We start from the raw sequence: 19070 nt of genomic DNA, 5'->3' as shown, positions 1-19070 counted from the left end.
GTACGAACGCTGAGTTCTCGATTGTCCATCTTATCATGCAGCTGACCACTTAATAGACTAGCCTCAACAAAACGCATTCCATTGAGGAGCACACCATGTCCGTTAAAGCCATTGCCGTTAACCCATCGAACCCTTCAGCCTTTATTGAGATTGCTCAACCGATGCCGCAACCCGGCGAGCACGACCTGCTGGTCGAGGTGAAGGCCGTTTCCATCAACCCGGTCGATACCAAAGTGCATGCCAGTATTGCCAGAAACGGTCTGCAGGAGCCGCGTATTCTCGGCTGGGATGCCAGCGGTATCGTTAAATCCGTTGGCGCTGGCGTTAGCGGATTTAAACCGGGCGATGCGGTGTGGTATGCAGGGGATATCACCCGCCCTGGCAGCAACACTACCCACCAGTTGATCGATGCGCGTATCGTCGGGCACAAACCAGCCAACCTCGGTTGGGCCGCCGCAGCCGCATTGCCACTAACCGCCCTGACAGCCTGGGAAGGATTATTCGAGCGGCTGAACATTCAGAATGCCGACGCGGATAAAACGCTGTTGATTATCGGCGGTGCAGGTGGCGTAGGATCGCTGGCGATCCCGTTTGCGAAGCACAACAGCAAGGTGAAGATCATCGCGACGGCGTCAAGAGAGGATTCCGCCCAGTGGTGCCGCGATCGCGGTGCTGATGTGGTGGTGAACTATCGCGACCTGAAAGGTGAACTGGCAAAACAGGGGATCACCTTTGTGGATTACATTTTCATTCTCAACGACACCGATGGCCACTGGGATGCGGTCAGTGAGCTGATTGCACCACAGGGGCATATCTGCTCCATCGTTGAGAACGCGCATCCGCTGAATCAGGATAAGCTGAAATCAAAATCTGCCGCCCTGCACTGGGAATTTATGTACACCCGCAGCATGTACCAGACTGCCGATATGGCACGTCAGGGGGAGATCCTCAATGAGGTGGCGAAACTGGTAGATAACGGTGTGGTAGAGAGTTCGCTGAGTGAAACATTGCACGGGCTGAGCGTGGAAAGCATTACCGAGGCGCACCGTAAAGTGCTGGACGGGCATATGCGCGGGAAAGTGGTGGTTGAGTTCTGAGTGGTCTGATTCCCTCACCCTGGCCCTCTCCCAAAGGGAGAGGGCGGTTAACGCTTACCCCTGCTCCCCCATCATCTCCTTCACCAGCTCGACGCAGCGCAGGAAACGGGAGTCGTAATCTGACTCTTCAACATGCACAAACTCAACGTTGTTCTCATTGAGCATATCCACCAGCATGGTCTGGAATTCCCGCCTGTCCACGGAGCTGCCGAGGCTGCGCATCCCGTCAGCCACCCACGGGGTGTTGTTTTCCAGCAGGATCACCAGGTCAAAGCGGTATTCATCAATCAGCGCCTGCACGAACGGGTGCTCACGCCCTTCATATTTTTTACAAAACGCCTGAGTGGTGACGAAATCAGTATCAATGAATGCCACTTTATTCGCGTATTTCACCGCGAAATCAATGTACTGGGCATGACCGAGCGCGATTTTGTCGTAGTCGGAATACTGCAGCGCCATCTCGTCGCCGCCGAGGTGCGAGAAGACATAATCGCGGCCATATTCCCACGCGCTGGTGGTGTTGAAGATATTCGCCAGTTTGTTAACCAGCGTTGATTTCCCGCTCGACTCACCGCCCAGAATGGCGACGGTGCGGACAAAGAACGGTTTCACTTCAGTTGGGATGTAATCCCAGTAGCGGAACGGGTTTTCGCGGATTTGCGCCCCGCTGATGTTCATAAACGTCCGTTTCGGATCAATCAGCACCGTTTCAATACCCAGATGCTCGCGGAACTGCGGCGCGTCTGACTCTTCAGAGGTGTAGATCCAGTTCGGGGTGATTCCCTTCTCTTCCATGAACGCTTTAACGCCGTTGCTCCACACGTCCCAGCCGTGCGGATACGGCTCCATGCCCTCTTCATTAAAGGCATGGATGCGGATATTTTTCTGATATTTGAAGGTCTGAAGTAGCCAGCGCAGACGGTCCGGCACGGTCGGCTGCTGCGACATGGCGCTGTCTTCAAACAGCTGGCGATCGCGGGTTTCGTCATACCCCATGATGATGTGCAGCTCATCTACCTGGCTACAGGCGCGCTGAATCAGATAGATGTGCCCGGTATGCAGCGGGTAAAATTTGCCGAATACCACGCCGATATTCTTTTGCATACGCGGGAATTCCAGCCCCAGAAAGCGATGTAACGCCTCCAGCTTTTGCGCGCTGGGACTTTTGATTTTGGCGTTCAGCAGTTGGCTAAGGTAGCCTTTGGTCATTCCGCTGGCGTCCGCCACCTGCTGTAACGTGCAGCCCTTCTGGCGGATTGCGGTCTTAATGTAGTCAAATGATGACATAAATTACGGTGCCTCCTGCAAAATCGAATACGTAATTATAAGTCGTCAAAGACATTTAACGCATCTGCGAGTTTCTTAACGCCAAAAACCTGCATCCCTTCCGGGATTTTTTTCGGCACGTTAGCGGCGGGGACAATCGCCCGGCGGAAGCCGTGTTTTGCCGCCTCGGAGATACGCTCCTGGCCGCTTGGCACCGGACGGATCTCTCCAGCCAGACCGACCTCACCAAATACCACCAGATCCTGCGGCAGCGGCCTGTCTCGCAGGCTGGAGACCATCGCCAGCAGCAATGCGAGGTCTGCACTGGTCTCAGTGACTTTAACGCCGCCGACCACGTTAACGAAGACGTCCTGATCCGCCATCTGCAGCCCGCCGTGACGGTGCAGCACCGCCAGCAGGATCGCCAGGCGGTTCTGTTCCAGACCGACCGCCACGCGCCGTGGGTTGCCCATCATCGACACGTCCACCAGCGCCTGAATTTCAACGAGCAGCGGGCGCGTCCCTTCCCACAGCACCATCACCGAGCTGCCGGAGGTGATTTCATCTCCGCGACTCAGGAAGATGGCCGACGGGTTGCTAACTTCGCGTAGCCCCTGCTCGGTCATGGCAAATACGCCCAGTTCGTTCACCGCCCCGAAGCGGTTTTTATGGCTGCGCAGGGTGCGGAAGCGGGAATCTGCGTCGCCGTCGAGCATCACGGAGCAGTCGATACAGTGTTCGAGCACCTTCGGCCCCGCCAGCGAGCCGTCTTTGGTGACGTGGCCGACCATCACAATCGCCACGCCGCGCGTTTTGGCAAAGCGCGTCAGGTAGGCCGCAGTTTCACGCACCTGCGCAACGCTGCCAGGCGAAGACTGAATGTCCGCCATGTGCATCACCTGGATGGAGTCGATCACCATCAGCTTCGGCTGCTCTTCTTCGGCAATCATGCAGATCTGCTCGATGCTGGTTTCCGAAAGCATATTCAGATTGCCGGTTGGCAGGCCAAGGCGGTGCGCGCGCATTGCTACCTGCTGCAGGGACTCTTCCCCCGTGACGTACAGGGTTTTCATCTGCTCGGCGAGCTTACAGAGCGTTTGCAGCAGCAGGGTCGACTTACCCGCGCCCGGGTTACCGCCGATCAGGATGGCGCTGCCCGGCACCACGCCGCCGCCGAGCACGCGGTCAAACTCTTTGAACCCGGTGGAGAAGCGCGGCAGCTCTTCGAGGCTGATATCCGAGAGCTTTTGCACCTTCGCCACGCCCGCGTTACCGGCGTAACCGCTCAGGCGCTCGTTGCGCGCCACGCTCGGCGAAGCCGCCACACCACGCACTTCGGTGATGGTGTTCCAGGCATGACAGGCGCTGCATTGCCCCTGCCAGCGCGGATAATCCGCACCACATTCATTACAGACAAATGCGCGTTTTGGAGCTTTCGCCACGGTTTACCTCGTTATTTCTGATTAAGGCTGCCAGAGAGAATGCAGAACACTCCCATCAGGTCAGCATGACGGATAGTCACTTCCGTCTTTTCGTTCACTTTCGGCTTAGCATGATAGGCAATGCCAAGCCCGGCTGCTTTGATCATCGGCAGGTCGTTCGCGCCATCGCCGATGGCGACAGTCTGGACGTGCGGAATTTCATATTTTTCCGCCAGACGGGTCAGGGTGTTGGCTTTGTACTGAGCATCCACGATATCGCCGATCACCTGGCCGGTCAGCTTGCCATCCATGATCTCCAGCTCGTTGGCCACAACGGTGGTCAGATGCAGTTTTTCCCGCAAATAATCCGCGAAGAAGGTGAAGCCACCGGAGGCGATCGCGACTTTCCAGCCTAACGACTGCAGCTTCAGTACCAGCTGCGTCAGCCCTGGCATCAGCGGCAGCACGTCGCGTACCTGACGCAGAATGTTGGCATCGGCCCCTTTCAGGGTCGCCACGCGCTGTCTCAGGCTGGCGGTGAAGTCCAGTTCTCCGCGCATCGCACGCTCGGTGACTTCTGCCACCAGATCGCCGCTGCCTGCCAGTTTCGCAATCTCGTCAATACACTCGATCTGAATGGCGGTAGAGTCCATATCCATCACCAGCAGGCCCGGCGTTTTCAGGTGAGGAATTTTACCCAGCGGGGCAACGTCCAGCCCGGCGTCATGCGCCAGGCGTGTCGCACGTTGCGTCAGGGAGCCTGCCAGACGAATGACCTGATAATCCTCGACACACCAGGCGGCGACAATGACCATCGCGGCACCCAGTTTGGTTTGATATTGGGTAAGGCGTTGCTTATCCAGGCCGCGTCCGTACAGCAGCCAGCCGCTACGGCCAGCGTGGTAATCCAGAGGCATCACCTCATCGCCACTAAGAGAGAGCGGCAATCCTGGCCATAAAGAGACATCCGTTGGCAGGTCACACCAGGTAATGTTCGGCATTAAAGCTCCTGTAATTTCGTTCGCGCCGGAAGGTTCCAGAGGGAAAATAACGCATGAGGCTACCTTGTAACCATCACTTCTGGCAACATTAAGCCCTAAATTTTCAGCAGGTGGAATATGGCTCGCGCAAAACTGAAATTCCGGCTTCATCGCGCCGTGATTGTCCTTTTCTGTCTCGCACTCCTCGTGGTGCTGATGCAGGGGGCGTCGTGGTTTAGCCAGAATCATCAACGGCAACGTAACCCACAGTTTGAAGAGCTGGCCCGCACGCTGGCGCGTCAGGTGACACTCAACGTCGCACCCTATATGCGTACCGAGACGCCGGACGATAAACGAATCGGTCAGGTCTTACGTCAACTCACTGAAAACAGTCGTATTCTGGATGCGGGCGTTTATGACGAGCAAGGTGACCTGATTGCCCGCGCCGGCGAACATGTCGACGTGCGCGACAGGCTGGCGCTGGACGGCAAAAAAGCCGGAGGCTATTTCAACCAGCAGATTGTCGAACCTGTCCAGGGTAAAAATGGCCCACTGGGGTATCTACGTATGACGCTCGACACTCACACCCTGCCAACCGAAGCTAAACAGGTGGATAACACCACCAATATTCTCCGCCTGATGCTGCTGCTCTCTCTGGCAATTGGCGTCGTGCTGGCGCGCACGCTGCTTCAGGGCAAACGCACCCGCTGGCAACAGTCGCCGTTCCTGCTGACCGCAAGCAAGTCTATCCCCGAAGAGGAAGAGAGCGAGAAGAAAGATTAATGATAAAGTAGGCGGACGACCCGGAAAAGGAACTCTGCCATGACGACGTTACGCCTGCTTATCTCTGACTCTTACGATCCCTGGTTTAATCTCGCGGTAGAAGAGTGCATCTTCCGCCAGATGCCCGCCACCCAACGTGTACTATTTCTCTGGCGCAACGCGGATACGGTGGTCATCGGTCGTGCGCAAAACCCGTGGAAAGAGTGCAATACGCGGCGTATGGAAGAGGACAACGTCCGCCTGGCGCGCAGAAGCAGCGGCGGCGGCGCGGTGTTTCACGATCTGGGCAATACCTGCTTTACCTTTATGGCGGGCAAACCGGAGTACGACAAAACCATCTCAACATCCATCGTCCTGAACGCCCTCAATGCGCTCGGCGTGACGGCAGAGGCCTCCGGGCGTAACGACCTGGTGGTGAAAACCGCTGAAGGCGACCGGAAAGTCTCGGGTTCGGCTTACCGCGAAACGATGGATCGCGGGTTCCACCACGGTACCCTTCTTCTGAACGCCGATCTCAGCCGTCTGGCGAACTATCTGAATCCCGATAAGAAAAAGCTGCAGGCCAAAGGGATTACCTCCGTTCGCGGCCGCGTGGCAAATCTGGTGGAACTGCTGCCGGGGATTACTCACGAGCAGATTTGCGATGCGATCCGTGACGCTTTCTTTGAACATTACGGCGAGCGCGTAGAAGCAGAAGTGATCTCCCCTGACAAAACCCCGGACCTGCCCAACTTTGCCGAGACGTTTGCCCGTCAGAGCAGCTGGGAGTGGAACTTCGGTCAGGCTCCTGCATTTTCTCACCTGCTGGATGAGCGTTTTACCTGGGGCGGCGTGGAGCTGCATTTTGACGTGGAGAAAGGCCATATCACCCGCACGCAGGTGTTTACCGATAGCCTGAATCCGGCACCGCTGGAAGCACTTGCGGCACGTTTACAGGGCTGTTTGTATCGGGCGGATATGCTGCAACAGGAATGCGAGGTGTTAATCGAGGATTTCCCGGAGCAGGAAAATGAGCTGCGGGAGCTGTCAGCGTGGATTGCACAGGCCGTGCGCTAGGTGCGGTCCGGTACCCTCTCCCAACGGGAGAGGGAGGGAAGAGACAGAATTACTCTTTATCGCCCAGCAGAACGGATTCCAGCGCGATTTTGATCATGTCGTTGAAGGTGGTCTGACGCTCGGCAGCGGTGGTCTGCTCGTGGGTACGGATGTGGTCAGACACGGTGCAGATGGTCAGCGCTTTCGCACCAAACTCAGCCGCCACACCGTAGATGCCCGCAGCTTCCATTTCCACGCCCAGGATGCCGTATTTTTCCATCACGTCGAACATCTCGCCGCCGTCTGGCGCATAGAACAGGTCAGCAGAGAAGAGGTTACCTACGCGAGCGTCAACGCCCAGCGCTTTTGCTGCGTCAACGGCGTTACGCACCATGCCAAAGTCTGCAATCGCAGCAAAGTCATGATCTTTGAAACGCATGCGGTTGACTTTGGAATCGGTGCAGGCACCCATACCAATGACCACATCACGCAGTTGAACGTCCATGCGCACAGCGCCGCAGGAACCCACACGGATGATTTTCTTCACGCCGAAATCGGTGATCAGCTCTTTGGTGTAGATGGAGCAGGATGGGATACCCATACCGTGGCCCATAACGGAGATTTTGCGGCCTTTGTAAGTTCCGGTGAAGCCCAGCATGCCGCGAACGTTGTTCACTTCACGCACGTCTTCGAGGAAAGTTTCTGCAATGTGCTTCGCGCGCAGCGGGTCACCCGGCATCAATACGACGTCAGCGAAATCACCCATTTCTGCGTTAATGTGAGGAGTTGCCATCTTCAGTTCCTTTTAAATTGTTTATTCTTTTCACCCTCTCCCTGTGGGAGAGGGTTGGGTGAGGGCATCAGACCGCACCCAACATGATTCAGAACATGGCCTTGCCATATTCCATGTCGGACGTACCAAAGTATTTCGCCAGGGTCTGGCCGATATCCGCGAAGCTTTCACGGTGACCAAGGGAGCCTGGTTTCACTTTCGGGCCGTACACCAGCACAGGAATGTGCTCACGGGTGTGATCGGTACCGGTCCAGGTTGGGTCACAGCCGTGGTCCGCAGTCAGGATCAGAATGTCATCTTCACCCACCAGCTCCATCAGCTCCGGCAGGCGGCGGTCGAACAACTCCAGGCCCGCTGCATAACCGGCAACATCACGACGGTGGCCCCAGGAAGAGTCGAAGTCGACGAAGTTGGTGAAAACAATGGTCTTGTCACCCGCCTCTTTCATCTCTTTGATGGTGGCATCAAACAGCGCGTCCAGACCGGTGGCTTTCACTTTCTTGGTGATGCCGCAGTTGGCGTAGATATCCGCAATTTTACCCACGGACACCACGTGACCGTCTTTCTCTTCAACCAGCTTCTGCAGCACGGTTGGTGCCGGTGGCTCAACGGCCAGATCGTGACGGTTACCGGTACGCTGGAAGTTACCCGCTTTGTCGCCGATAAACGGACGTGCGATAACGCGACCAATGTTGTATCCGCCTTCGGTCAGCTCTTCACGGGCGATTTCGCACAGCTCGTAAAGTTTATCCAGGCCGTAGGTTTCTTCGTGGCAGGCAATCTGGAACACGGAGTCAGCAGAGGTATAGAAAATCGGTTTGCCGGTTTTCATGTGCTCTTCACCGAGCTCATCCAGGATCACGGTACCGGAAGAGTGGCAGTTACCGAGGTAGCCCGGCAGGTTTGCGCGCTTAACCAGCTTGTCCAGCAGTTCCTGCGGGAAGCTGTTCTGATGATCGGAGAAGTAGCCCCAGTCGAACAGAACCGGCACACCGGCGATTTCCCAGTGTCCAGACGGGGTGTCTTTACCGGAAGAAAGCTCGTGAGCCCATGCGTAGGCACCCACCACTTCCGCGTTGCCGTCCATACCTGCTGCAATTTTACCGGTAGAACCTTCATGCGCTTTCACCAGACCCAGGCGGGTCAGGTTGGGTAGAGTCAGAGGGCCTTTACGACCTTTATCCGCTTCGCCTTTGGCACAGGCTTCCGCGATGTGACCCATGGTATCGGAACCCACGTCACCAAAACGTTCTGCATCTTCGGTTGCGCCGATGCCGAATGAGTCCAGCACCATAATAAATGCACGTTTCATAATTGTTCTCCGTACGTAGTGCTTAAAAATGATTGATCAGATCAGTATACCGCTATTCAGTGATACGACGATAGACCGTTGGTGTGCTTTCCGGTGCTTTATCGTCGAGTGTAATGGCCGCTTTAACCGCTTTCGCCGCTTCCTGCCAGCTGGCTTCATCTTTGGCGTGGATCACCGCCAGCGGACGTTGTCCGTCGACGCTGTCGCCCAGTCGGGCCATATCGGTAAAGCCGACGCTGTAATCAATCATGTCCGATGCCTGGCGACGACCGCCGCCCATTGAGACAACCGCCATGCCGAGTGCACGGGTATCCGTGGCTGAGACAAAGCCTTCGCTATCGGCATAAACCGCTTTACTGAGCGTCGCCGTTGGCAGGTATTTCGCGTAGTTTTCCACGAAATCGGTTGGACCTTTCTGCGCCGCCACCATGCGACCAAAGATCTCCGCCGCTTTGCCGTTATCCAGCACCGCCTGCAGTTTCGCGCGCGCGTCTGCATCATCTTTGGCAAGCTTGCCGGAGATTAACATCTCAACGCACAGTGCCATGGTGACGTCGAACAGACGCGGGTTGCGGTATTCACCGGTCAGGAATTGTACGGCTTCACGCACTTCAACCGCATTACCTGCACTGGAGGCCAGAACCTGGTTCATGTCGGTGAGCAGTGCAGTGGTGCGCACGCCGGCACCGTTGGAGACGCCAACGATCGCTTCAGCAAGCTGGGCAGAAAGTTCATAGGTTGGCATAAACGCGCCGCTACCTACTTTTACATCCATCACCAGCGCGTCCAGCCCTTCGGCCAGTTTCTTCGCCAGAATAGAGGCGGTGATCAGCGGGATGGAGTCAACGGTCGCGGTGATATCGCGGGTGGCATAGAAACGCTTATCTGCCGGAGCAAGAGAGCTGGTCTGGCCGATAATCGCCACACCAACGTCTTTAATAATGTCGCGGAAGCGGTTGTCATCCGGGAAGATATCGAAGCCCGGAATGGCTTCCAGTTTGTCGAGCGTACCACCGGTATGGCCGAGGCCGCGCCCGGAGATCATCGGGATGTAACCCCCACAGGCCGCCACCATTGGGCCGAGCATCAGGGAAGTCACATCACCTACGCCACCTGTGGAGTGCTTGTCCACAATCGGGCCGTTAAGGTTCAGGCTCTTCCAGTCCAGAACGGTTCCTGAATCTCGCATCGCCATCGTCAGCGAGACCCGCTCAGGCATCGACATATCGTGGAAGAAAATGGTCATCGCCAGCGCAGCGATCTGCCCTTCAGAGACGGTGTTATCACGAATGCCGTTGATAAAGAAGCGGATCTCTTCGTCGCTTAATGCATGACCATCACGTTTTTTACGAATAATTTCTTGTGCGAGAAACACGGTAACCTCCCGAAATAAGCCGGGATCGCTTCGCGTCACCCGGCAATTCAAACCTTAGTAGCTGCTTGCGCTCTTACCATCGCCGTGACCCAGCGCTTTCAGCAGGCTGGCCAGCAGGCTGGATGCGCCAAAGCGATAGTGACGGGAATCTGCCCATTCAGCGCCGAACAGTTCATCCGCGATGGCCAGGAACTGTTGCGCATCTTCCGCGGTACGTACGCCGCCCGCAGGTTTAAAACCAACCGTTTTGGACACGCCCATATCGCGGATCACTTCCATCATGATGCGTGCGCTTTCCGGGGTGGCGTTAACCGGCACTTTACCCGTAGAGGTTTTGATGAAATCAGCACCCGCTTTGATGGAGATTTCAGATGCTTTACGAATCAGGGCTTCTTCTTTCAGCTCACCGGTTTCGATGATCACTTTCAGCAGTACGTTTGCCGCAGCACACGCATCTTTACAGGCTTTCACCAGGTCAAAACCGACCTGCTCGTTGCCCGCAATCAACGCACGGTATGGGAATACCACGTCAACTTCATCTGCACCGTAAGCAATAGCTGCGCGGGTTTCTGCCAGCGCGATCTCGATATCGTCGTTGCCGTGCGGGAAGTTAGTCACGGTTGCAATACGCACGTCCGGCGTGCCCTGCTCTTTCAGCGTTTTACGGGCAATCGGGATAAAGCGCGGGTAGATACAGATAGCAGCGGTGTTACCGACGGGCGTTTTCGCCTGATGGCACAGGGCGATGACTTTTTCATTGGTGTCGTCATCGTTCAGGGTGGTCAGGTCCATCAGTTTCAACGCGCGCAGGCTGCTTGCAGTTAAATCGGTCATAACATTCTCCAACGGCAGTGCCGTATAAATTTTACCTTGCGGGTCTGTGAGTATTCTAACATTCACCCGCATCCACACTTCGACATTCATCACAGTTAATGAAAACTACGTACAAATTTGCATTGCTGTAATGAGATCTTCTTCAAACTTTATCGTGCTAATTGCTGACGAAAGCAGCAATACCCCCTGTCGGATCAAAAGCCCCAACAGATGTGCTTCCTACAATCCGTTCATCATCCGCAGAATAAACAAGGAAGCGATCATGTCCCACTCCAGCCCCGACGCCCTGCAACAACGTTGCCAGCACATTGTGACAAGCCCGGTGTTAACCCCGGAACAAAAACGTCATTTCCTGGCGCTGGAAGCGGAAAACAACCTGCCTTATCCGGAACTCCCTCAGGCAGCGCGCGCCGCGCTGGACGAGGGGTTTATCTGCGACATGTTCGAAGGCCATGCGCCTTACAAACCCCGCTATGTTCTGCCGGATTACGCAAAATTTTTGTCCAACGGCTCAGAATGGCTGGAGCTGGAAGGCGCGAAAGACCTGGATGACGCTCTTTCACTACTCACCATTCTTTACCACCATGTGCCATCCGTAACATCCATGCCTGTCTATCTGGGCCATCTCGATGTGTTACTGCAACCGTATGTTAGAATTCTAACACAAGAAGAGGTTGATAGCCGAATAAAACGTTTCTGGCGCTATCTCGACCGAACGCTGCCGGATGCATTTATGCACGCAAACATCGGACCTGCTGACGGCCCCATCACCCGTGCTATTCTGCGTGCCGATGCAGAGCTGAAGCAGGTCGCGCCGAACCTCACCTTTATCTACGATCCAGATATTACCCCGGACGATTTGCTGCTTGAGGTGGCAAAAAACATCTGTGAGTGCAGCAAACCACATATTTCTAACGGCCCGGAAAATGATAAAATTTTCACAAAAGGCCGTTACGGCGTGGTGAGTTGTTACAACTCCCTGCCGCTTGCGGGCGGTGGCAGCACCCTGGTACGCCTTAACCTCAAAGCCATTGCTGAACGCAGCACTTCCATTGAAGACTTCTTCACCCGCACGCTCCCGCATTACTGCCGGCAGCAAATTGCTATCATCGATTCACGCTGCGATTTCCTGTACGAGCAATCTGGCTTCTTTGAGAATAGCTTCCTGGTAAAAGAGGGACTGATTGATGCCGATCGGTTTGTGCCGATGTTTGGGATGTACGGTCTGGCAGAAGCGGTGAACATACTTTGCGAAAAGGAAAGTATTGCGGGGCGCTACGGTAAAGACGAGCAGGCCAACGCGCTGGGCTACCGCATCAGCGGGCAGCTTGCGGCATTTGTGGAAAACACGCCGGTGAAACACGGCTGGAAGCACCGCGCGATGCTGCACGCGCAGTCGGGGATCAGCTCTGACTCCGGCACCACGCCGGGGGCGCGCCTGCCCTATGGGGATGAACCGGATCCGATCAACCATCTGCTGGCCGTAGCGCCGCATCATAAATACTACCACTCAGGGATCAGCGATATTTTGACCCTGGATGAGACGGTAAAACGCAACCCGCAAGCGGTGGTTCAGCTATGTCTTGGTGCGTTCAGAGCCGGTATGCGTGAATTCACCGCGAACGTAGCCGGTAACGATCTGGTACGCGTGACCGGGTATATGGTGCGCTTGTCAGATCTTGAAAAATACCGTGAAGCCGGATCGCGTACTAATACCACGTGGCTTGGAGAAGAAGCCGCGCGTAACACCCGCATCCTCGAACGTCAGCCGCGCGTGATTAGCCATGAACAGCAGATGCGCTTTAGTTAGTCAGGTTATCCCTTTCTCCTGCGTGGACGGGCCGGGCAGCCGCCTGGCTCTTTTCCTGCAGGGATGTAACCTGCGTTGTAAAACCTGCCACAACCCGTGGACGATCGGCCGCTGCAACGACTGCGGTGACTGCGTGCCCCACTGTCCGCACGACGCGCTGACCATTCATGCCGGGCGCGTCTGGTGGCAGGAGAGTGACTGCCAGCAGTGCGACACCTGCCTCCGCCAGTGCCAGCAGCAGGCAACGCCCATGGCGCATCGCTTTAGCGTAGAGGAGATCCTCGCGCAAATCCGCAGAACTGCGCCCTTTATTGAGGGTATTACGGTGAGTGGCGGTGAGGCTACCACGCAACTTCCTTTTCTGATCGCGCTTTTCACGGCGATCAAAACGGATCCCACGCTGAATCATCTAAGCTGCCTGGTGGACAGCAATGGCCTGTTAAGTGAAACCGGCTGGCAGAAACTCCTGCCGGTGCTGGATGGCGCGATGCTGGATCTGAAGGCATGGGGAAATGAGCATCACCGTTTCCTGACCGGACGCGAAAACCCACAGATTAAACAAAGCATTCGCTGGCTGGCGGATCGTCACCGTTTGACGGAACTGCGCTTACTGGTCATCCCGGATCGGTGCGATTATCTGGAACAGATCAAACCGCTGACGACATTTATCCACGGGCTTGGAAACGTCCCGGTGCGAATCAACGCGTTTCATGCGCAGGGGGTTTATGGCGAAGCGGCGTCATGGCGTAGCGCTACACCGGAAGACGTTGAGCCGCTGGCGCTCGCGCTGGAAAAACAGAAGATAACCGTGATCCGCCCGGCACTTTATCTATAGTGTGATACCAAATACCGAACGCGTATTCTCAAGCAAGGCATCAGCAATCACCTCTTCTGGCTCATCGCGCAGCTCGCACAACGTGACAAACACGCGCGCCGCCTGTTCCGGGCGATTCGGCTGGCCCTGAAAACCATTCAGCGGCATATCCGGCGCGTCGGTTTCCAGCAGAAGCGCCGACAGCGGCAGCTGTGCCATTACGTCCCGGGTTTTACTGGCACGCGGATAAGTGATGGTGCCACCCACGCCAATTTTATAGCCCAGTTCGGTAAAACGCTGCGCCTGCTGCAGGCTGCCGGAGAAACCGTGTACGACACCTCTCCGTGGTAGATCGATGCGTTTCAGGTGCATCGCCAGCTTATCGTGCGTGCGTCTTGAGTGGAGGATCACGGGCAGATCGTAACGCTTGGCCAGCCTGAGCTGCGCATCAAGGATCGTCTGCTGACGCTCAAACTGCGGCTCCTCACGGTAAAGATCGAGGCCGATCTCACCGATGGCGACAAGTTTGTCTCCTGCGGTCTGCAGTACCTCATCAAGCCTCTCAATGTGCTCATCAAGATGTCGCTCAATGACAATCGGATGGAGGCCGAGCGCGGCATAGAGCGCGGGATACTGCGTGGCAAGATCCAGCACACGGGAAAAGTAAGCAGCTTCCACTGACGGCACAATGATGGCCTGAACGCCTGCTTCGGCAGCTTTCGCAATACTTTGCTCTTCATCCCCCGTAAACGGCGGAAAATCAAAGTGGCAGTGGGTATCGACAAAGCAGTGCGTCACGCCAGATCCTCGTTATCCAATAGAGCGTCATTCGCCTGCGGAATATCCACCAGCGGCATCGTCAGGGCATCGTTAGCGACAATCGCAGGCGGCATAATAATACGTTTATGCCGATGTAGCGGTGGTTGCTCCGCCAGCATTTTCCCCACTGTCGCCAGGAAGTAACGGCCGCACAGCCGGCCCGTTTTATAATCTGCACGCAACGCCGGGACGCGGCTGCCCAGCGCCATACTGACCAGCGGCTTAGGTGGATAGATTTCAAAAATACGCAGTTTTCCCGGCGGTTTTTCAATGAAACGCTGCATCGCGCCGTAGGTGGTTTCATGCTGTTTAGCGATGTTCACCAGCGGTTGCAGGCTGCTGTCGCCTAACCAGCGTTCCATGCGTTTAAACCACTGCGGGGTGTAGTACATTTGCGACGGTACGGTACGGATCACCACAATAGTTTTCGCTCCGCGCCGGGCAGCTTCCTGCACTGGCACTGCGTCACTGATCCCCCCATCCAGATAACTGATGCCATCCAGCTGCGCACCGGTACGATAAAAACCGGGAATGGCACTCGAGGCACGAATGATATCCAGCCAGTTTTCCTTCTGCGGAGAGAAATACCCCGGTGAATAATCATCTCCCCGGCTGGCACACATCCAGAATTCTTTCCCGCCATCAAACAGGCGCGCTGCAGTGTCCATAGCCAGCGGCATCTGGCTGGAGGTGGATTCCAGCAGCCAGTCGAGATCGATCAGATTGCCGCCACGCACAAAGCGTACCGGATTAAAAAATTCTTTCGCCGTGGTATAGCGCATTATCACTTTTCGCGCATAACCAGGCTGGTTACAGACATAGGCAGACAGGTTCTGTGCCCCGGCTGAGGTGCCGAAGTAAAGGTCAAACGGGTTGAACTGCGCGCGCATAAATTCATCCAGCACGCCCGCAGTGAAAATGCCACGCTGCCCGCCCCCCTCACAGACCAGCGCGAGCTGGCCTGCACGAAACGGCTTTAACGTTAGCGGCGCGATATTGCCGAGCGTAACGGGAATTCGTTGCCCCACCTCTGCCTTCCTGTTCTGGTTATTCTGTAACAACACAGTAACGCACACGACCTGCAACGCAAATAAGAAAAAGCCAGTCGCAGTGACTGGCTTTTTTTTGTTGAAGGAATATTGCGTTTGCTACGGACGTCGACGTCCGGTAAACAGGCTGACCAGGAACAGAATAATACCGACGACAAAGACAACTTTTGCTGCCCATGCCGCAGTACCCGCCAGTCCACCAAAGCCCAATGCGGCGGCAATTAACGCGATAACCAGAAATATAATGCCCCAACGAAACATAAGCCTCTCCTTTACCATAGTTAATGTCGGCCGCTAAACGTGAGCGCTCAGGTCACTCACCGGCGTTTTCCAGAGTCGTTCTTATTTTCGCCCGCTGGTTTTAGCCAGACGGGCGAATGGTCCAGATTTACTTCGTTTTCAGATCGTTTTTAACGCTTTTCACGCCATCAATCGCTTTGGCGATGGACTCGGCACGTTCACTTTGCGCCTGCGAATCTACCGTACCGGAGAGCTGAACCACACCATCGGTGGTTTCCACTTTCACCTTACGGGACGGCACAATGTCATCTGCTAAAAGTTTAGCTTTGATTTCGCTAGTGGTGGCTGCATCACCGGCATAACCTTTCACCGACGCGTTTTTGCTGTCACGTACGTGCAGCTTATCGCTAACGGACGCAACGCCTTCGACGCCTTTCGCCACTTTCACCGCCTGTTCGGCCTGAGCCTGGCTTTCAACAAAGCCACTCAGCGTGACCACTTTCTTGTCGGTCTTAACGGAAATATCGGTGCTCTTAATGGCTTCATCATCCACCAGTGCGGCTTTCACTTTTGCTGTGATTGAGCTGTCATCCATGAAATTGCCGACTTTATTCATAGAGCTATCGATTTTTTGCCCTGCGGTATCGGCCGTGGACTGTGCTTTATCCATGGTGCTGCTTTCCGCCAGAGCGGAACCGCTCACCAGAACGCTACCCACGGTTACAGCCAGCAGAGTTTTCGAAATCTTCAGTCTTGTCATATTCATCGATCTATTCCTGTGTTTACCCGTTATTCGGGCTACATACTTCCTTAGTAGTTTTATATATTGCGAATAAACACACGGGCAAAATGGATAACCTAAAGTCATGCATTGAACAGTTAATTTATCCACGCCCGGCGTTAAACACTGAGTTAAATATAGATCACTCTCACAGAGCCGCTTTCAGAATTGGGTAAAAAACGCGCGAATAGCGAGAAATTGCGTTGAATTAAGAACATTCCGCAAGGGATTAATAAGACAGGAATTAAAGAAGAGCACGGCGGCAGCCGTGCTCTGAGAGGGGATTAGTGTTCGCGGGTTTTGCGGAACTGAACATCAGGATAGCGTTCCTGAGTCAGGTTCAGGTTAACCATGGTTGGGGCGATGTACGTCAGGTTATCGCCACCATCGAGCGCCAGCTGAATTTCGTTCTTACGCTTAAATTCTTCGAATTTCTTCACGTCAGAACACTCAACCCAGCGCGCGGTCGCCACGTTCACCGATTCGTAAATCGCTTCCACGTTGTATTCGCTCTTAAGACGAGCCACCACCACGTCAAACTGCAACACACCCACCGCGCCAACGATCAGATCGTTGTTTGCGATTGGGCGGAACACCTGTACCGCGCCCTCTTCGGAAAGCTGTACCAGGCCTTTCAGCAGCTGTTTCTGCTTCAGCGGATCGCGCAGACGAATACGGCGGAACAGCTCCGGTGCGAAGTTCGGGATACCGGTGAACTTCATCATTTCGCCCTGGGTGAAGGTATCACCGATCTGGATGGTGCCATGGTTGTGGAGACCGATGATGTCGCCCGGGTACGCCTCTTCAACGTGCGAACGGTCGCCCGCCATAAAGGTCAGCGCATCGGAGATCACCACGTCTTTACCGATACGCACCTGGCGCAGCTTCATGCCCTTTTCATATTTACCGGACACTACGCGCATAAAGGCCACGCGGTCGCGGTGTTTCGGGTCCATGTTGGCCTGAATTTTAAATACGAAACCGGTGAACTTCTCTTCCTGCGCTTCCACTTCACGGGTGTCGGTTTTACGTGGCATCGGCTGCGGCGCCCACTCCACCAGACCGTCAAGCATGTGGTCAACGCCGAAGTTACCCAGCGCGGTACCAAAGAATACCGGCGTGATTTCACCGCTCAGGAACAGCTCTTTGTCGAACTCATGAGACGCGCCTTTCACCAGCTCCAGCTCGTCGCGCAGCTGTGCGGCCAACTCTTCACCTACCGCCGTATCCAGATCCGGGTTATCCAGACCTTTCACGATGCGCACTTCCTGGATAGTGTGGCCTTTACCGGTCTGATACAGGTAAGTTTCGTCTTTATAAAGGTGGTAAACACCTTTGAACAACTTGCCACAGCCGATTGGCCAGGTGATTGGTGCACAGGCGATTTTCAGCTCGTTTTCCACTTCATCCATCAGCTCCATCGGATCGCGGATGTCACGGTCGAGTTTGTTCATGAAGGTGAGGATCGGCGTATCGCGCAGACGGGTCACTTCCATCAGCTTACGGGTCCTGTCTTCTACACCTTTTGCGGCGTCGATCACCATCAGACAGCAGTCAACCGCCGTCAGCGTACGGTAGGTATCTTCGGAGAAGTCTTCGTGCCCCGGGGTGTCCAGCAGGTTCACCAGGCAGTTGTGATACGGGAACTGCATCACGGAGGTGGTAATCGAAATACCACGCTGCTTTTCCATCTCCATCCAGTCGGATTTCGCATGCTGGCTGGAACCACGGCCTTTAACCGTACCGGCAGTCTGAATCGCCTGTCCGAACAGCAGCACCTTTTCGGTGATGGTCGTTTTACCGGCATCCGGGTGCGAGATAATGGCAAAAGTGCGGCGCTTGGCCACCTCTTGCAGATAAGGAGACAACGTCATAATCAAATCTTCTTATATAAGCGCGGCAGCACGCCGTGCATCATGGAATACGAAAAATGCGGCTATTTTACCCATCAATGGGGGGCAGGCAATCATTGTTTACACAGGAGTTGCTCCAGTTCGTTCAACGACGTCACGGTCCAGGTCGGTTCGATACCTTCAGGCTTCACGCGGCCATGCGCATTAAGCCAGACGGTCGACAGACCGGAATTCATGCCACCCAGAATATCTGACTCTGCGGTATCACCCACCATCAGTACGCGATCGCGGTCAGGATTGCCGGCCTGCGCCAGCGCATAATCGAAAATACGCGGATCCGGTTTCGGCACGCCGACCTCTTCCGAGATCACCAGCGCGTCAAAATGATCGCGCAGGCCGGTGCGCTCAAGGCGGATCTGCTGCAGGGCGGTAAAACCGTTGGTGATGATCCCCAGTTTCACCTTGCCTTTCAACGCATTCAGCAGGGAAACCGCGCCCGGCAGTGGCGCACAAATATCGGCCATCGCATTCAGGAAGGCATCGTTCAGCGTCCCCGGACTCACCTTTAAACGTTCCGCCCAGACATCAAAACGCTGATGCTGAAGTTGTAACGCGGTGATGGCACCGTTCTGGTAATCCACCCACAGCGGTTTATTCACCGCCTGATAGTCCTGAAAATCCTCAGCGGTGAAGGTTACGCTATAGTCGAGAAACATCCGCTGTAGACCACCGAACGCGTCGAACGTAAACAGCGTTTCGTCGGCATCAAAGAAAATCCAGTCCCATTTCATCGTTACAACCTTATTTT

18 protein-coding genes are annotated in these 19070 nt (G+C 55.2%); 5 read left to right on the top strand and 13 right to left on the bottom strand.

Annotated features, from left to right (window positions below; translation table 11 throughout):
- Window positions 1–95: 95 nt before the first annotated feature.
- Window positions 96–1097 (top strand): zinc-binding alcohol dehydrogenase family protein, encoded by a 1002-nt coding sequence (locus JGF26_RS14710; RefSeq protein ID WP_134708267.1) that lies wholly within the window; start codon window positions 96–98, stop codon window positions 1095–1097.
- 54 nt (window positions 1098–1151) lie between these two features.
- On the opposite strand, the gene nadR is transcribed toward JGF26_RS14710, so the two are convergent.
- From nadR to serB, 3 genes are read right to left on the bottom strand one after another with little or no spacing between them, the layout of a single operon-like run.
- A complete protein-coding gene (nadR, locus tag JGF26_RS14705) occupies window positions 1152–2384 on the bottom strand; it encodes a multifunctional transcriptional regulator/nicotinamide-nucleotide adenylyltransferase/ribosylnicotinamide kinase NadR (protein ID WP_028016603.1) in 1233 nt (410 codons plus the stop codon).
- Window positions 2385–2419: 35 nt separating this feature from the next.
- Window positions 2420–3805 (bottom strand): DNA repair protein RadA, encoded by a 1386-nt coding sequence (radA, locus tag JGF26_RS14700; RefSeq protein WP_014068810.1) that lies wholly within the window; start codon window positions 3803–3805, stop codon window positions 2420–2422.
- A gap of 11 nt (window positions 3806–3816) precedes the next feature.
- Complete coding sequence (serB, locus tag JGF26_RS14695) at window positions 3817–4785, bottom strand: phosphoserine phosphatase (RefSeq protein ID WP_028016602.1); 969 nt, start codon at window positions 4783–4785, stop codon at window positions 3817–3819.
- A 117-nt stretch (window positions 4786–4902) separates the two neighbouring features.
- Here serB and JGF26_RS14690 point away from each other — a divergent pair, with 117 nt between their 5' ends.
- Together JGF26_RS14690 and lplA are read left to right on the top strand one after the other, a co-directional pair.
- Window positions 4903–5547 carry a YtjB family periplasmic protein gene (locus JGF26_RS14690; RefSeq protein ID WP_028016601.1) on the top strand — a complete coding sequence of 215 codons (645 nt, stop codon included), beginning with the start codon at window positions 4903–4905 and terminating at the stop codon, window positions 5545–5547.
- Between the two features lie 39 nt (window positions 5548–5586).
- Window positions 5587–6603, top strand: a complete 1017-nt coding sequence (gene lplA / locus JGF26_RS14685) for a lipoate--protein ligase LplA (RefSeq protein ID WP_049005218.1) — start codon at window positions 5587–5589, stop codon at window positions 6601–6603.
- A 49-nt stretch (window positions 6604–6652) separates the two neighbouring features.
- Here lplA and deoD read toward each other — a convergent pair whose 3' ends face one another.
- The 4 genes from deoD to deoC form a co-directional block, all read right to left on the bottom strand.
- Window positions 6653–7375 carry a purine-nucleoside phosphorylase gene (deoD, locus tag JGF26_RS14680; protein ID WP_028016599.1) on the bottom strand — a complete coding sequence of 241 codons (723 nt, stop codon included), beginning with the start codon at window positions 7373–7375 and terminating at the stop codon, window positions 6653–6655.
- Between the two features lie 88 nt (window positions 7376–7463).
- Window positions 7464–8687 carry a phosphopentomutase gene (gene deoB / locus JGF26_RS14675; RefSeq protein ID WP_028016598.1) on the bottom strand — a complete coding sequence of 408 codons (1224 nt, stop codon included), beginning with the start codon at window positions 8685–8687 and terminating at the stop codon, window positions 7464–7466.
- A 52-nt stretch (window positions 8688–8739) separates the two neighbouring features.
- Window positions 8740–10062, bottom strand: a complete 1323-nt coding sequence (gene deoA, locus JGF26_RS14670) for a thymidine phosphorylase (RefSeq protein ID WP_134708266.1) — start codon at window positions 10060–10062, stop codon at window positions 8740–8742.
- 54 nt (window positions 10063–10116) lie between these two features.
- On the bottom strand, window positions 10117–10896 hold the full coding sequence (gene deoC / locus JGF26_RS14665; protein WP_032666764.1) for a deoxyribose-phosphate aldolase: 780 nt from the start codon (window positions 10894–10896) through the stop codon (window positions 10117–10119).
- A 262-nt stretch (window positions 10897–11158) separates the two neighbouring features.
- On the opposite strand from deoC, the gene JGF26_RS14660 reads away from it, so the two are divergent.
- Window positions 11159–12706 (top strand): YjjI family glycine radical enzyme, encoded by a 1548-nt coding sequence (locus JGF26_RS14660; RefSeq protein WP_134708265.1) that lies wholly within the window; start codon window positions 11159–11161, stop codon window positions 12704–12706.
- The gene (locus JGF26_RS14655; RefSeq protein WP_134708264.1) at window positions 12681–13541 is read left to right on the top strand and encodes a YjjW family glycine radical enzyme activase; all 861 of its coding nucleotides are present in this window, start codon (window positions 12681–12683) and stop codon (window positions 13539–13541) included. The genes JGF26_RS14660 and JGF26_RS14655 overlap by 26 nt, the downstream gene beginning before the upstream one ends.
- Here the strand turns inward: JGF26_RS14655 and JGF26_RS14650 are convergent.
- The 6 genes from JGF26_RS14650 to yjjG all read right to left on the bottom strand — a co-directional run bounded on the left by JGF26_RS14650 (window position 13536) and on the right by yjjG (window position 19053).
- Complete coding sequence (locus tag JGF26_RS14650; protein ID WP_134708263.1) at window positions 13536–14318, bottom strand: TatD family hydrolase; 783 nt, start codon at window positions 14316–14318, stop codon at window positions 13536–13538. The genes JGF26_RS14655 and JGF26_RS14650 overlap by 6 nt on opposite strands.
- Window positions 14315–15367 carry a patatin family protein gene (locus JGF26_RS14645; protein WP_032666763.1) on the bottom strand — a complete coding sequence of 351 codons (1053 nt, stop codon included), beginning with the start codon at window positions 15365–15367 and terminating at the stop codon, window positions 14315–14317. Before JGF26_RS14645 ends, JGF26_RS14650 begins: the two co-directional genes overlap by 4 nt.
- Before the next feature lie 120 nt (window positions 15368–15487).
- Window positions 15488–15649 carry a DUF1328 domain-containing protein gene (locus JGF26_RS14640; protein ID WP_032666762.1) on the bottom strand — a complete coding sequence of 54 codons (162 nt, stop codon included), beginning with the start codon at window positions 15647–15649 and terminating at the stop codon, window positions 15488–15490.
- Window positions 15650–15776: 127 nt separating this feature from the next.
- A complete protein-coding gene (osmY, locus tag JGF26_RS14635; protein WP_134708262.1) occupies window positions 15777–16394 on the bottom strand; it encodes a molecular chaperone OsmY in 618 nt (205 codons plus the stop codon).
- 299 nt (window positions 16395–16693) lie between these two features.
- The gene (gene prfC, locus JGF26_RS14630; RefSeq protein WP_028016590.1) at window positions 16694–18283 is read right to left on the bottom strand and encodes a peptide chain release factor 3; all 1590 of its coding nucleotides are present in this window, start codon (window positions 18281–18283) and stop codon (window positions 16694–16696) included.
- Between the two features lie 92 nt (window positions 18284–18375).
- A complete protein-coding gene (yjjG, locus tag JGF26_RS14625) occupies window positions 18376–19053 on the bottom strand; it encodes a pyrimidine 5'-nucleotidase (protein ID WP_128348211.1) in 678 nt (225 codons plus the stop codon).
- Window positions 19054–19070 lie beyond the last annotated feature (17 nt).

It is taken from the genome of Enterobacter sp. E1, from assembly GCF_016809815.1.
Taxonomy (GTDB): domain Bacteria; phylum Pseudomonadota; class Gammaproteobacteria; order Enterobacterales; family Enterobacteriaceae; genus Enterobacter; species Enterobacter adelaidei.
The sequence above is the reverse complement of the archived record's forward strand: the minus strand, read 5'-3'. Positions and strand labels throughout refer to the sequence as shown.

What these genes read in the sequence shown, in the direction of transcription:
- JGF26_RS14655 (WP_134708264.1), top strand. Translation starts at nt 12,681, where the DNA reads ATGAACAGCAGATGCGCTTTAGTTAGTCAGGTTATCCCTTTCTCCTGC.
- JGF26_RS14640 (WP_032666762.1), bottom strand. Translation starts at nt 15,649, where the DNA reads ATGTTTCGTTGGGGCATTATATTTCTGGTTATCGCGTTAATTGCCGCC.
- JGF26_RS14660 (WP_134708265.1), top strand. Translation starts at nt 11,159, where the DNA reads ATGTCCCACTCCAGCCCCGACGCCCTGCAACAACGTTGCCAGCACATT.
- JGF26_RS14710 (WP_134708267.1), top strand. Translation starts at nt 96, where the DNA reads ATGTCCGTTAAAGCCATTGCCGTTAACCCATCGAACCCTTCAGCCTTT.
- deoB (WP_028016598.1), bottom strand. Translation starts at nt 8,687, where the DNA reads ATGAAACGTGCATTTATTATGGTGCTGGACTCATTCGGCATCGGCGCA.
- serB (WP_028016602.1), bottom strand. Translation starts at nt 4,785, where the DNA reads ATGCCGAACATTACCTGGTGTGACCTGCCAACGGATGTCTCTTTATGG.
- JGF26_RS14690 (WP_028016601.1), top strand. Translation starts at nt 4,903, where the DNA reads ATGGCTCGCGCAAAACTGAAATTCCGGCTTCATCGCGCCGTGATTGTC.
- lplA (WP_049005218.1), top strand. Translation starts at nt 5,587, where the DNA reads ATGACGACGTTACGCCTGCTTATCTCTGACTCTTACGATCCCTGGTTT.
- deoC (WP_032666764.1), bottom strand. Translation starts at nt 10,896, where the DNA reads ATGACCGATTTAACTGCAAGCAGCCTGCGCGCGTTGAAACTGATGGAC.
- prfC (WP_028016590.1), bottom strand. Translation starts at nt 18,283, where the DNA reads ATGACGTTGTCTCCTTATCTGCAAGAGGTGGCCAAGCGCCGCACTTTT.
- nadR (WP_028016603.1), bottom strand. Translation starts at nt 2,384, where the DNA reads ATGTCATCATTTGACTACATTAAGACCGCAATCCGCCAGAAGGGCTGC.
- yjjG (WP_128348211.1), bottom strand. Translation starts at nt 19,053, where the DNA reads ATGAAATGGGACTGGATTTTCTTTGATGCCGACGAAACGCTGTTTACG.
- osmY (WP_134708262.1), bottom strand. Translation starts at nt 16,394, where the DNA reads ATGAATATGACAAGACTGAAGATTTCGAAAACTCTGCTGGCTGTAACC.
- deoD (WP_028016599.1), bottom strand. Translation starts at nt 7,375, where the DNA reads ATGGCAACTCCTCACATTAACGCAGAAATGGGTGATTTCGCTGACGTC.